The 13,208-nt window shown below is 70.9% G+C and carries 10 protein-coding genes and 2 pseudogenes; 5 read left to right on the top strand and 7 right to left on the bottom strand.

Annotated features, from left to right (window positions below):
- Positions 1-15: 15 nt before the first annotated feature.
- Positions 16-1,593, bottom strand: a complete 1,578-nt coding sequence (locus Ari01nite_RS35685; protein WP_203786677.1) for an FMN-binding glutamate synthase family protein — start codon at positions 1,591-1,593, stop codon at positions 16-18.
- A 220-nt stretch (positions 1,594-1,813) separates the two neighbouring features.
- On the opposite strand from Ari01nite_RS35685, the gene Ari01nite_RS35680 reads away from it, so the two are divergent.
- Positions 1,814-2,545, top strand: a complete 732-nt coding sequence (locus Ari01nite_RS35680; protein ID WP_203786676.1) for a hypothetical protein — start codon at positions 1,814-1,816, stop codon at positions 2,543-2,545.
- Between the two features lie 138 nt (positions 2,546-2,683).
- On the opposite strand, the gene Ari01nite_RS35675 is transcribed toward Ari01nite_RS35680, so the two are convergent.
- The gene (locus tag Ari01nite_RS35675) at positions 2,684-3,181 is read right to left on the bottom strand and encodes a hypothetical protein (RefSeq protein WP_203786675.1); all 498 of its coding nucleotides are present in this window, start codon (positions 3,179-3,181) and stop codon (positions 2,684-2,686) included.
- 304 nt (positions 3,182-3,485) lie between these two features.
- Here Ari01nite_RS35675 and Ari01nite_RS35670 point away from each other — a divergent pair, with 304 nt between their 5' ends.
- Positions 3,486-4,292 carry a glycosyl hydrolase gene (locus tag Ari01nite_RS35670; protein WP_203786674.1) on the top strand — a complete coding sequence of 269 codons (807 nt, stop codon included), beginning with the start codon at positions 3,486-3,488 and terminating at the stop codon, positions 4,290-4,292.
- A 109-nt stretch (positions 4,293-4,401) separates the two neighbouring features.
- Positions 4,402-6,528 (top strand): annotated as a pseudogene (locus Ari01nite_RS51470) (protein kinase domain-containing protein); the annotation flags it as partial.
- A gap of 365 nt (positions 6,529-6,893) precedes the next feature.
- On the opposite strand, the pseudogene Ari01nite_RS51465 reads toward Ari01nite_RS51470, so the two are convergent.
- Both Ari01nite_RS51465 and Ari01nite_RS35660 read right to left on the bottom strand, forming a co-directional pair.
- Positions 6,894-7,112, bottom strand: a pseudogene (locus tag Ari01nite_RS51465) (pentapeptide repeat-containing protein); the annotation flags it as partial.
- Between the two features lie 905 nt (positions 7,113-8,017).
- Positions 8,018-9,061, bottom strand: coding sequence for a hypothetical protein (locus Ari01nite_RS35660; RefSeq protein WP_203786672.1), 1,044 nt, complete (start codon positions 9,059-9,061; stop codon positions 8,018-8,020).
- 136 nt (positions 9,062-9,197) lie between these two features.
- On the opposite strand from Ari01nite_RS35660, the gene Ari01nite_RS35655 reads away from it, so the two are divergent.
- Positions 9,198-9,590 carry a hypothetical protein gene (locus Ari01nite_RS35655; RefSeq protein WP_203786671.1) on the top strand — a complete coding sequence of 131 codons (393 nt, stop codon included), beginning with the start codon at positions 9,198-9,200 and terminating at the stop codon, positions 9,588-9,590.
- Here Ari01nite_RS35655 and Ari01nite_RS35650 read toward each other — a convergent pair.
- Positions 9,578-10,138, bottom strand: coding sequence for a GNAT family N-acetyltransferase (locus Ari01nite_RS35650; protein WP_203786670.1), 561 nt, complete (start codon positions 10,136-10,138; stop codon positions 9,578-9,580). The two genes, Ari01nite_RS35655 and Ari01nite_RS35650, sit on opposite strands and share 13 nt — an antisense overlap.
- Before the next feature lie 57 nt (positions 10,139-10,195).
- Here Ari01nite_RS35650 and Ari01nite_RS35645 point away from each other — a divergent pair.
- Positions 10,196-11,070 (top strand): IS5 family transposase gene (locus tag Ari01nite_RS35645; protein ID WP_438872266.1). Its coding sequence is split into 2 segments (ribosomal slippage): positions 10,196-10,540 and positions 10,543-11,070, totalling 873 coding nucleotides; the frame shifts between segments, so codons are not numbered across the junction.
- Positions 11,071-11,085: 15 nt separating this feature from the next.
- On the opposite strand, the gene Ari01nite_RS35640 is transcribed toward Ari01nite_RS35645, so the two are convergent.
- Positions 11,086-12,267, bottom strand: coding sequence for an MFS transporter (locus Ari01nite_RS35640; RefSeq protein ID WP_203786669.1), 1,182 nt, complete (start codon positions 12,265-12,267; stop codon positions 11,086-11,088).
- Positions 12,268-12,347: 80 nt separating this feature from the next.
- The gene (locus Ari01nite_RS35635; RefSeq protein ID WP_203786668.1) at positions 12,348-13,112 is read right to left on the bottom strand and encodes a prepilin peptidase; all 765 of its coding nucleotides are present in this window, start codon (positions 13,110-13,112) and stop codon (positions 12,348-12,350) included.
- Positions 13,113-13,208: the final 96 nt, after the last annotated feature.

Raw genomic sequence — 13,208 nt, 5'->3', positions numbered from 1 at the left:
ACTATAACAAGTGGCCTATCCGACAGCCGAGGGCGACGGCGGCGCGCTGCCACCCTGCGGGTGCTCGGCGCGCATCAGTGCGGCGATCGCGACCTGGTCCGCGCGGGACGGCAGGCCCCAGCCGGGCCGGTAGCCGTAAACCTCGTCCAGGCCGGTAGCGGCGGTCCGGCCGTCGAGGATCTCCACGGACCCGGTGTCGATCAGCCCCGGGTGCTCGACGCCGCAGGCCTCGGCCACCTTCATCAGGTCGCGTCGCAGCGTCTTGATGTAGTTGGCGGCGCGGACCGACTTGAGCGCCGGGTCCAGGCCGCGGGTCAGCCACGGGTTCTGGGTGGCCACGCCGGTCGGGCAGGTGTCGGTGTGGCACTTCTGCGCCTGGATGCAGCCGATGGCCAGCATCGCCTCCCGGCCGACGTGCACCAGGTCGCAGCCCAGCGCGAACGCCACGACGGCGTTGTCCGGCAGCCCGAGTTTGCCGCCGCCGACGAAGACCACGTTCTCGTGCAGCCCGCGCTCGGCAAAGATCTTGTAGACCCGCGCGAACCCCACCTGGAACGGCAGCGACACGGTGTCGGTGAAGATCAGCGGAGCGGCGCCGGTGCCGCCCTCGCCGCCGTCCACGGTCACGAAGTCGACCCCGCGGCCGGTGGACGCCGTCAACGAGCTCAGTTCGTCCCAGAACTCCAGGTCGCCCACCGCGGACTTGATGCCGACCGGCAGTCCGGTCTCGGCGGCCAGCAGTTCCACCCAGTCGAGCAGGCTGTCGGTGTCGGAGAACTCGGCGTGCCGCGACGGGCTCACGCAGTCGACCCCCTGCCGGATGCCCCGGGTCGCGGCGATCTCCGCGGACACCTTCGCCGCCGGCAGCAGCCCACCGAGGCTCGGCTTCGCGCCCTGGCTCAGTTTGATCTCCAGGGCCCGCACCGGCGCTGCGGCCACCAGGTCCTTGAGCCGGCGCAGGTCGAACCGGCCGCGCTCGTCCCGACACCCGAAGTAGGCGGTGCCGATTTGGAACACCAGGTCACCGCCGTTGCGGTGATGCGGCGACAGTCCACCCTCGCCGGTGTTGTGCAGGCAGCCGGCGATCGCCGCACCCCGGTTCAGCGCCTCGACGGCCCGCCCGGACAGCGACCCGAAGCTCATCCCGGAGATGTTGACGACCGAGTTCGGCCGGAACGCCCGGGCCCGGCCGCGGGCCGCCCCCAGCACCTTGGCGCACGGCAGGTCGTCCTCCTGCCCGGCGGCCGGCGCCGACCGGGGCACCGCACGACCGAACGTGCGGTGCTTGATGATCGGATACCCGGCGGTGTACTCGAGGTCGTTGTCCGTACCGAACCCGAAGTAGTTGTTGGCCTTTTTCGCCGACGCGTAGACCCAGCGCCGCTGATCACGGGTGAACGGCCGTTCCTCGTTGTTGCCCGCCACCACGTACTGCCGCAACTCCGGCCCGATGGCCTCGATCAGGTACCGGCCGTGCCCGATCAGCGGGAAGTTGCGCAGCAGCGCATGGTCGCGCTGAAAGAGATCACGTACGGCAACAGCCGCGACCGCCGAGATGGCGGCCGCCGCGGCCGCCCGGATTCCACGCCTCATCAAGGGGTATTTGCCGCCCGCGGCCGACGCCAAACGACCGGGACGCCACCGCCGTCAGTCGAGGGGAGCGTCCTCCGCCGGCGACTCGTGCACTTCGGGAGCGGTGGGTGTGGGCTGCGGCGATGGCGGAAGCGGCGGCGGTGTCGGCTCCGGCTCGCTCGCCTGCGGCTGGTCCGGAGTTCGCTCGTGCGGCGAGGGCTGTTCGGATTCCGGACGACCGGTGGATCCGGACACCGGCGGCGGCGAAGGTTGGCGCGGCGACCGGGACGAGGGCGAGGTGACCGGTGACCCCGAGGGCGGCGGCGTGGACCCGGACGGCGCCGGCGGCGAGTGCGACTCCGACGATTCGACGTCTCCGGAGACGGTGACCACGCTCCGCCCGATGGAATTGCCCGGGGACAGATACGCGAAGGCGGTCGGCCCGGCGGCCGTCGCGACCACGCTCGCGGCCGCGAGGACGACGATCCAACCGGCCCGCCGCGCCTTTCTCGGAACGCGTGTCATCAGCTACCTCTCGTCAATTCACGACGCCACGGCGGTGTACCGCACGCTGATCGTCTTGTTCAGGCAGGCGGTCTGGTCGAAGTCGGGGCTGCTCCGGAATTCGATCTTTCCGCCCTGCCAGTCGCCGATTCCGGCGACTCCCGGCATCGGGCTGCCCTCGGCCGTGAAGAATTGCCCGGAGCTCGGCACCGCGTCGGTGAGAAAGAAATTCACACCCGGCGCAATGCTGCAGGCCGGACTGGTCGGCCGGATGCCGGTGATCGTCACTTTGATTCTGGCAATCGAGATCTTGTACGAATTCTCGTTGATGATCTCGCCGGACAGGTCGACCGGCTGGTCCAGCGTGAGAACGATGGGGCTGGGACCGGCGATCTCGACCGCCTGGATCGGTCCACCGGTCGACACCGCACCGTTGCCGGTGGCGGAATCGGGTCTGATCCACGCGTAAGCGGATGCCGCCAGGGCCAGGACACCGACGACGGCGGCCAGGACGATGGCGGGTCTGCGAGCCTTGAACATTTGGAGATCCTCCTCATGCATCGCGCGGGGGCCGGCGCCAGGTGGCTGGCCCCCGCACGGCGGAACCCTAGGAAGCGGTCAGGGTGAGGAGCTCGTTGAGCTCAGCGTCGTCGACGCAGGCGCCCTGGTCGGCGTCGGCGTTCTTCAGCTGCACGAAGACGTTCGGAACGATGTTCTCGTACTCCTGGTTGGCGACCGCGAAGGTGAACGGCGCCGTCACGGTGACCGTTGGGCCGAAGTCACCGCTGTTGCCCTGACGCACCTCGAACCAGCTCGCCTCGCAGCCCTCCGGCAGATCCGCGTCCGGGTTGATTGCGACCGTCACGCTGCTGATGTGCCGGTTCTTCTGGGTGGCCGTGCCGTCGATCTGGACGGCCGACGGGGTGTCCAAGTCGGTGATGCTCGCGGTCCCGGTGAGGGCCACCGTGCCGGCGGTTGCGGTTGCGGTGGCCGAAGCGGAACCGCTGCCCTGGGCCGCGATCCACGCCCAGGCAGCGCCACCGACGGCGATGGAGCCGACAGCGGCGGCAACGGCAACGGCAGCGGTCTTCTTCTTGGTCTGCAACGCGGGTACCTCTCGATGTGGTGCGCGATCCGTCTTTGGCAGACGCCGCGTACATTGAATAAACTGGCAGCTGACGGGAGCACCTGGTTTCCGGTAACGCCCCCGTGCTTGCCGGGCAGAAAGAACCTAACCCGCTACGGTTCTTTCGCACAGTCCCACAATAGTGGTCGACCGGACGGCTGTGCGACGACCAGTCGATTAGGCCATCAGCAAAAGCGATCCGCATATTCGCCCAGCCCACCCGCCTTTTGAAAACGAATTGCCCGGTTGCTTAGTTCGATGAGCATCTATATGCTGCCCGTTCGTGAACTCCATTCGCCTGGTGACCGCGGTGGCCGTCGCCGTCGCAGCCGCGGTCTTCGCCGTTCGGGCGGCGCCCGATGCCTCCGCGGCCGCCGAGCCCTACAAGGGCGTCGCCAACTCGGCCTGCACCGACCTCGGCACCCTGAAAGTGGGCTGGTGGTACAACTGGTACATCAACCCGGGTGGATGCACCGCCGGCGAGTTCGTGCCGATGGTCTCGGGCAAGGACAAGCACGGCGCCGGTGACATCGCCTGGCAGCGCGACCAGGCGGTCAACGCCGGCTACCGGACGCTGCTGGGCTTCAACGAGCCGGACCACACCGACCAGGCCAACATGTCGGTCGACCTCGCCGTGTCGCTGTGGCCCACGCTGACCGCGAACCCCGCGGTCCGCATCGGCGGCCCGGCCACGGCCGGCGATGCCGGCGGCCGCACCTGGCTGACCGATTTCATGGCCCAGGTGGAGGCCCGCCAGCTTCGCGTCGACTTCCTGACCATGCACTGGTACGGGTGGAACGCCGGCACCTGCGACGCCAACGCGACGGGCTTGGAAAACCAGCTCACCTGGCTGGAGAGCCTGCCCGGCAACCGCCCGATCTGGGTCACCGAGTTCGGCTGCATGCACGCCAGCAACACCGACGTCGCCACGGTCAACGCCTTCTACCAGGGCGCGCTGCGCGTCTTCGCCCGGCACCCGCGGGTCGAGCGCTATGCCTGGTACCCGTGGAACACCCACAACGCCCTGGTCTCCACGGGCGCGCTGACCCCGCTCGGCAGCACCTTCGCCGAGGCGCCCGCCACCCGCTGAGCCGACCTGCGGTAACGATCCCGAACGGCTGAGTGACTGCCCACCGGGCCGGGTTTTGGATAAACTTCCGGCCGGTTCGGGGCAGCACTGGGCGCACGAAGGCTGGAGCGTGGACGCGGCTAGCAGACGATGGCGAGAAGTGGCGGCGGCCGTGAGCGGCTCCGAGGCCGAGGGGTTGGAGCATCTCCGCGCCCATCTGCCCGACGCACCGCCCTACCACGTGTGGTCGAACGTGACCTTCCGCTCCAAGCTCGGCGGTTGCCACGAGGTGGACGCGATCGTGCTCTGTCCGGCCGGCCTCTACCTGGTCGAACTGAAAGGCTACGAGGACGTCAGCGGCGGTCTGGACGTCTGGCGCCTCGCCCACATGGCCCGGCCGCTGCCGCACCCGTTCGTCGCGGCCAACCGGAAGGCGCCCCTGTTCAAGGCCCGCCTCGAGAAGGCGGCCGGGCGGCACAGCCGGGACGTACCGTTCGTGCAGGCCGCGGTCTTCCTGCACCACCCGGGGATGATCAACCGGCTGGACCCGGGCGGGCGCATCAACGTCTACGGCCGCGAGGACGACCCGAAGAGCGGGCTGCCCGGCATCGTCAGCGGCCTGTTGTCGAGGCCGCCGGGCAACCCGCGGCACCAGATCGACCAGCGGATCTCCGACTGGCTCGCCGGTCTCATCGACCGGATGGGATTCGAGCCACGTCAGCTCGACGTCGGCCCGGTGCGGCTCGACGACCTGGAACCGTACGCGGAAGGCCCCGGCTGGCAGGACTACGTCGGGCACGACCACATGTCGGCGAAGCTGCGCCGGCGGGTCCGGGTGTTCCGGGCCAGCCGCGGCGCCTCCGCCGAGGAACGCGAGACCATCTCCCGGGCCGCGCGCCGGGAGATCCACCTGATGGAGGGCATCGCCCACCCGGGCATCGCGAAACCGCTGGTCAGCGTCGAGCAGGCCCCGGACACCGCGCTCGTCTACGACCATCACGACGATCAGGAGCAGCTCGAGGCGCACCTGGTCGAACGCGGAGCCGACCTCGACCTGTCGCACCGGCTGCGCCTGGTCGGCCAGTTGGGCCAGGCGTTGCGAACGGCGCACTCCCATGGTCTATTTCATCGCGCCCTCTCGCCGTCCTCGGTGTTCGTCCGGCGCCCGGCCCGCCCGCAGGCGGTGATCACCGGTTGGCAGACCGGTGGCCGGGAGTCGATGACCGCGGTCGGCACGCCCTCGCTGCTGGCCGGCACCCAGCACGTCGACCACCTGATCGCCGCCCCGGACGCCGCCTACCACGCGCCCGAGGCGACCAACCCGATGTCCAGCGGGCCGGCCGCCGACGTGTTCTCGCTCGGCGCGCTCGCCTTCCGGATCATCACGGGTCGCCCGCCCGCGGCCTCGCACGAGGAGTTGCGTGCCGAACTGGCCGCGGCCGGCGGCCTCGACATCGGCGATCTGCCCGGCCCCGGCGGCGCCGCGTTGCGCAGCCTCGTACTGGAGGCCACCCGGGGCGAGGTCGGCAGCCGGCTGCGCGACGTCGCCCAGTTCCTCGACCGTCTCGCCGAGGCGGAGCGGTTGCTCGACCCGAGCGGCCCGGCCCACGTCGACCCGCTGGACTGCGACCGCGGCGCCGAACTCGACGGCCTCTTCCGGGTCGAGCGGCGGCTCGGCAAGGGCACCACCGCGCAGGCGCTGCTGGTCAGCCGTATCGACGAGCCGAGTGCCGAGCCGGTGGTGCTCAAGGTGGCGCTCGACCACGAGAAGGCGTCGCTGCTGGAGGCCGAGGAGCGGGCGCTGGTCCGGATCGACGACGAACGCATCGTCAAGACCAGACCAGGTCCGCCGTACGTCGGTGGCCGCCGCACCCTGATCCTGGAGTACTGCGGCGAGGAGACCCTGCTCGAGCGCCTCCGCCAGGACCGCCTGCACGTCGACCAGGTGCGCCGGTTCGGCGACGACCTGCTCGGCATCGTCGCGCACCTGGAGCAGACCGGGGTCCGGCACCGCGACATCAAGCCCGAGAATTTAGGCGTACGCAAACACGACGCCGACGGCAAGCCACACCTGGTCCTGTACGACTTCTCGCTGGCCCGGGTGGCCGACCGGGACACCGTCTCGGGCACCACGCCGTATCTCGACCCGTTCCTGGGCCCGCCGGACCGGCCGGTCTTCGACGACCACGCCGAGCGGTTCGCGGCGGCGGTCACGCTGTACGAGATCGCCACCGGGGTGAAACCGCGCTGGGGCGACGGCAGCGACCCGCGGGTGACGGCGGCCGAGGTCACCGTGGAGTCGGCCCTCCTCGACGCGGCGGTGCGCGACCGGATGACCGAGTTCTTCCGGGTGGCGCTGGCCCGTCGCGCGGACCGGCGGCACCCTGGCGTGGCGGCGATGGCGCGAGCGTGGCGCGACGCCTTCCTGCCCCCGGTACCGAAGCAGCACGCGCCCGCCAAGCAGCCGGCCCCGGCACCCGCGCCGCAGCCGGCGCCGATGCCCGCGCCTACCAAGCAGCCGGCCCCGGCCAAAACGGCCCCGGCCAAAACGGCACCAGCCAAGGCCGCATCCGTCAATGCCGCACCCGTCAAGGCCGCACCCGTCAAGGACGCACCAGCCAAGGCCGCACCCGTCAATGCCGCACCAGCCAAGGCCGCACCCGTCAATGCCGCACCAGCCAAGGCCGCACCCGTCAATGCCGCACCCGTCAAGGACGCACCGGCCAAAGCGGCGTCGGCCAAAACGGCCCCGGCCAAGGCCGCGCCCGTCAAGGCGGCGCCGGTCAAGCAGGCCGTCAAGGTGCCTGTGCAGGCCGCACCGGCCGCCGAGGCCGGCGGCATGCCGGTGCTGACCGCCGCGGAGGTGCAGAAGCTGCGCCTGGCCGTGCTGCAGGCCACCCTCCAGCGGGACCGGCTCACCAAGAAGGCGCTGGTCCTCACCGTGCACCAGGCCTTGCCCCGGCTCACCGGCAGCGGCTGGTCGGAGGGCGGCGGGTTTGCCGCCTTCGTGACCCGCTACCTGGGTAACTTCCGCTTCGACCCGGCGGCCGGCGGCACGCTGCGCGCCCCCGACACGAGCACCGGCAAGCCTGCCGCGGCCCCGCCGGGCAAGCCCACGCTGACCGCGGCGGACGTGGCGAAGATCCGCCGAGAGTTCCTGAAGGAGCTGAAGAACGGCCCGCTGACCTTCTCCAAGGCGGGCGACATCGCGCTGCGTACGGTGCCCTGGATCAAGGACGCTGACTGGGGCGGCGCCGCCCGCCTGACCGGTTTCCTCGAGCTCCATCTCAGGGACTTCCCGCAGATGGACACGCCGAACGGCCGCGCACTGCTGGCGCCTCCCACCAAGCCCGCAGCGCCCCAGCCACCGAAGTCTCCGCCGAAGCAGGCCACTCCGAAACAGCCGCCCCCGCCCCCGCCGGTCATCCCCGTGGAGGACGTCGAGGCGATCCGCAAGCAGCTGATCCGCGAGGCGCGCACCCGCAACCCGCTGCCCCTGTCGATCGCCCGCGACGCCATCCACCGGGTGGCCCCGTGGATCGTGGAGAGCAATTACGCCCGCCGCGGCTCCGTCACCCGCCTCCTCGAGGAGATCTTCGCCGAGGAGTTCGCCTGTGTGGACAACAGCCTGCACGTGCCGGACCGCTGGACGCTGATGAAGAACAAGTTCAGCCGCTACTTCCAGCCCTGACGTTCCCTCAGCCCGCGCTGGCCTTCTGCGCGAAGAGGAGCCGGACGGACGTTGCTCAGCCGGTGGGCCGGAGCCAACCGGCCGCGGTGTCCTGGGCGTACCGGATCAGGGTGGTCCACCAGGCGGTCTGCTCGATGGCGGCGTTGATCTCGGTCACCCACAGCGACCGGACGACGGTGCCCTTGGCGGCGAACGCGGCCCAGTGCGGGCCGGCCATCGAACCGGCCGTCGCCAGGTTCCGCAACCACTCGTCGAGCTGGGCGTGCGCGTACCGCTCCCGCTGCGTCCAACCCGACGGCTGCCGGGCGAAGCGCGTGCTCACCTCGTTCCACGCCTGCACCGCGACGAGCGGGCTGGTGAGGCCCTCCCGGGCCGCCTCGTCGATGCTGACCGCCGTCCGGACCACCTGCCGCGCGTCCTGCCACCGGATCCACTCGTCGACGACGTACTGCGCGCGGTGCGCCTCCACATCGATCGTGGCGGCGCTGATCCAGCCGTGGCGCAGGAACTCGGCCACGTCGGCGTCCGTCTGCACCTCGGCGGCCCGCTCCAGCACGGTGCCCGTGCCGTACCGGCTCAGGCCCCACACGTAGTCATGGTCGTCCGGCGTCACGTACGCCGCTCCGTCGTCGTACGGGATATTGGCCTGGTCTTTTGCCAACTCCGCCGCGAATCCGGCCTTGGCGAACGCCGCCAGCTCCGCATCGGAGCCGTTTGCCGCGCGCCGGGCCACCGAGTTGACCCACGGGTGGGTCGGCGCCGGATGCGCGGCCGCCGTCGCATTCGCATAGTCGAGCTGCCGGAGGCGGTCCCGGTCCGCCTCGTTCACCGCCATCGGGTGCCCCGACCTGATGAACTCCGCGGCGTCACCGTTCAGCGCCGTCTCCGCCGCCGACCGGACCGACGCCCGCGGGTCGCGGACCGACAGCCAGCGAACGAGATCGCGGGCCGCCGCCGCCTGATCGGCCACCAGGTTGGGCGCCGCCGCCAGATCCGCGGCCAGCCGAGCCCGCGACGCCGCCGCGCGAGCCGGCGACGGCGCCACCAGAGCGCCGCCTACAACCGCGGCCGCGGCCAGGAAAACTTCTCTGCGCTTCACAAACATCTCCCCGTGAGATCCGTGCTGGTCCACCGCCGCTTATGAAGATCGATGCAGCGGTCCGCCATTGAAACACACGGCTCCGACATCCCGCGCACCGTCCAAGGTGGCCGGCTGCTGCACCTAGGGTGTGCGCATGGAAGTCCTGCCGCCCGATGCCGGCGACGAGCTCATCCTGGCCGCCGTGCGCCGCTGGGTCGCCCTGCTGGCCGCGGACGACGTCGACGCCGCCGTGCAGTTCCTCCTTCCGCGCGCGGACGTCACGGCGGAAAGCCTGCGCGCCCGCATCGCGCGGTACGAGCCGGGCGAGCCGCTGCGCCAGGAGCCGGCCCGGATCACTCCGGCCGAGACCGCCGGCGGCCCGTTCGACCCGCTCCAGGAGGTTTTCCGCCGCGACGACGGCAGCGTGTCGTCGGTCGACTTCGCGCTTCCGGTCAACGGCGAGTGGAGCGAACTGGTCGCCTTCTTCGACGTCGTGCCCGTACCGGACGGCCTCGCGCTGGCGCTGCGGGACGCCTACGTCGCCTGAGCCGTACCGGCCGGAACCGTCAGGACCCAGATCGGCAGCGGGTCCGTCGCCGTTGCCACCACCTGCCAGCCGGCCCGCCGGTAGAACTCGACGTTCGCCGGCTTGCTGGTCTCGAGCACGGCCGGCAACCCGTCCACGGCGGCCCGCCGCAGCCCTTCGGCCATCACCGCGCGGCCCCACCCCCGCCCGGCGTGGCGAGGGTGGGTGCCGAGCACACCGAGATACCAGTACGGCCCGGCCGGCAGCACCGCGTGCAGCGCGTCGTCGTACCGGCGTACCCGGGAAAGCTCCGGCCCCGGCAGATCCGGAACCGTCGAGGCAGCCGGCGCGAACGGCGGCTCCCAGATCGCCGTGGAACCGCCCCGCTCGATCGTCCAGATCGAGTCCCGCCGCACCCGCTTGTCGAAGAGGTGACCGAAGAACTCGGCCGCATGCCGCGGATAGTCCGCCGGGAACAGGTAGCGGAGGACGGGATCGTCGACGAACGCGGCCACGAGCGTGTCGACCACTGGCGAACGGTCGGCGGGAGTCGCGACGGTGATATCCACGACCGGGAACTCTAGGCCGTGACTGGCGGATCATGGATGTCGGTCGTTGAAACGGGTATGGCGCGTTTCGATCTGACGGATCGCGAGTGGGCGATCTTGGAGCCGTTGCTGCCCGGGTACGGCAAACGGGGTGGTCGGTGGCGTGATCACCGGCAGGTCATCAACGGGATCTGCTGGGTGAAACGGACCGGTGCCCCGTGGGCGGACATGCCCGCACGGTATGGGCCGTACCAGACCGCGTACGACCGGTTCCGGAAATGGGCGCAGGACGGTACCTGGGCTCGGATCAGGGCTCAGGTCATCGCGTTGGCCCAGGCCGAGGACGACATCGACTGGGACGCACAGGCTGACTCGACGATCGTGCGTGCTCACCAGCACGCTGCTGGGGCGCGTAAAGGGGGCTCAGCAGTAAGGATTCGCAGGCACGTCAAGGTCTGGGTCGCTCCCGCGGGGGACTGACCACGAAGGTGCACGTTATCTGCGACGGCCGGGGCCGGTCGCTTGCCACGCGGGTCACCCCAGGTCAGGCATCCGACACCCGGCAGCTGGTCGGCCTGCTGGACCGGGTCGCCGTGCTGGGGCCGTCCGGGGGCCGGCCCCGCAAACGCCCGGACTCGCTGACCGCCGACAAGGCGTACTCCAGCAAGGCGAACCGGGCCGCTCTGCGCGCCCGCAAGGTTAAGGCGCTGATCCCGGAACGATCCGACCAGAAAGCCAACCGGGCAAGGAAAGGATCATCCGGCGGACGCCCGCCGTCCTTCGACCCGGCCGCGTACAGGAAACGCAACCAGGTCGAACGCGGCTTCAACCGGCGTAAGCACTGGCGTGGCCTGGCGACCAGGTACGACAAGCGAATCGACTCCTACCAGGCCACACTCGACCTCGCCGAAACCCTCGACTGGCTCCGCGCCACCCCCGACCGATCCCCATGATCCGTCAGTTAAGCCCTAGTCGCGGGTGCGGGCCAGCATGATCGTCGCGGCGGTCATGCAGCACGCCGCGGCCAGGAACACCAGACCCGGCCGGCCGATGGACAGCGACCACGCGAACAGCGCCCCCGCGGTCACCGGCACCGCCATCTCGGCGATCGCTATGGTCGCGGTCTGTGCGCCCTGCACCGTCCCCTGTTCCGCCGCGCCGGCCGTCCGCGAGATCCAGGCCATCGTCGCGGCGCCGGCCACCGAGCCGAGCACCCCGAGCCCCTGCAAGGCAAAGACATGCCAGGGCTCGTACGCGAATGCCAGCCCGACCGACCCCGCAGCCGCCACCGAGCCACCCACCACGGCCGCGCGCCGGTGGCCCAGCGCTCGCACCACCGGCCCGGTCGCCCGCGCCTGGAAGATCGCCGCGGCCAGCGCCGAGGCCGCCATCGTGATGCCGATCTGGGCGGTGCCCCAGGCGAACTGCGCGGCCACGAAGAAGGTCCAGGTCGCCTGGCCGGTCATCCGGGCCAGGTCGGCGACGAACCGGGCCAGCGTCAGCCGCCCCAGCACCGGGCGCCGCAGCACCGCGGCGAGCGCGCCGACCGGATTGGCCAGGCGGAGGCTGAGCTTGGTGGTCCGGTCACCCGGGCGGGATTCCGGCAGAACCAGGCAGCCGTACGCGACATTAGCGAGCGCGAGGGCGGCCGCCACATAGAACGGAAGCCGCACGTCGACGGCGCCGAGCAGGCCGCCGATGGTGGGGCCGGCCACGAACCCGAGCGAGAACACCGCACCGATCTGGCCGTAGCCGCGGGCCCGGTCCTCGGGTTCGGTCACGTCGGCCAGGTACGCGTTGATCACCGTCGGCGTGCCGGCGAACGCACCGGCCAGCGCGTGGCAGGCCAACAGCAACCAGACCGTGTCGCTGACCGCGTGGCCGAGGTAGTCGACGCCGAGGCAGGTCAGCGTCGCGAGCAGGACCGGTCGCCGGCCGTACCGGTCGGCCAGGCGGCCGAGCAGCGGCGCGGTGAGGAACTGCAGCAGGCCGTAGCTCGACCCGATCAGGCCGGCCCAGGTGGCGGCGTCGGCGGGGCTGCCGGTCAGTTCCGTCATCAGGGCCGGCGCGATCGGCACGATGATGCCGAGGCCGAGCATGTCGATGAAGACGGTGACGAGCAGGAACGAGAGGGCGGGTGCCCGGCGCATCGAAACTCCCGAGTGTCGTGAGGCAGAGCCCCCCTCGACACCCGAAAGGTACGGAGGATCAGAATATCGGCGCTGTCAAATCAGCCCGGGAAACCAGTAGGTAGCAAGCCGGCCAGCAGAAACCCGATCGCCAGGAACGGACCGAGCGGCACCACCCGGTACGCCTCCGGCCGCTTGAACAGCCGACCGATCCCGACCACGATCAGCCCCGCCACGTTGGCCGCGAACAGCGCCACCAGAGCCGCCGGACCGCCGAGCGCGCTGCCCGCCGCCAGCCCCAGCTTCGCGTCGCCGAAGCCCACCCACCGACCGGCCGACACCAGGAACAGCACGGTGTAGGACCCGCCCAGCACCAGGGCGCCCAGCACCACGTGGGCGGAGTACGGCCCCACGGCCAGCGGGTCGACCCGCAGCCCGGCCTGCACCAGGGCCAGCACCGCGAGCGGCACCACCAACCGGTCCGGCAACAGCCGCCAGCGGGCGTCGAAAATCGCCAGCGTGGTCAGCACGGTCAGCGCCAGCAGCCACAGCACGAAGGCGGTGACCGTCCGCGCCGAGCCGAAGCCGAGCGGCCACCACACGTACGAGAGCCAGAATCCGAAGGCCAGCCCGGCCTCCGCGAAGAGGCTGCTGGGGTGGATCGGGGCACGGCAGTACCGGCATTCGCCGCGCAGCAGCAACCAGCTGAACACCGGGACGAGATCGAGGACGGCGAGCTGGTGGCCGCACTTGTCGCATTCGGAGCGACCGGACGCGACACCGCGCCCGGCACGCATCCGCCAGGCCAGGGCTCCGGCGAAACTGCCGAGCACCGCGCCGGCCACCACGAGAAAGATCACGAGCATAGGGGTCCTACCTTATGCCGAGGTCCATCTGTCGGGTGTTCGTACAAGGGACTGCGTCAGACGGCCCGGCACCGTATGGTCATCGACGCATGCCGC

It is taken from the genome of Paractinoplanes rishiriensis (genome assembly GCF_016862375.1).
In the GTDB taxonomy this organism is placed as follows: domain Bacteria; phylum Actinomycetota; class Actinomycetes; order Mycobacteriales; family Micromonosporaceae; genus Actinoplanes; species Actinoplanes rishiriensis.
Note: the sequence above shows the minus strand (reverse complement) of the source record. Positions and strands in the feature narration are given on the sequence as shown.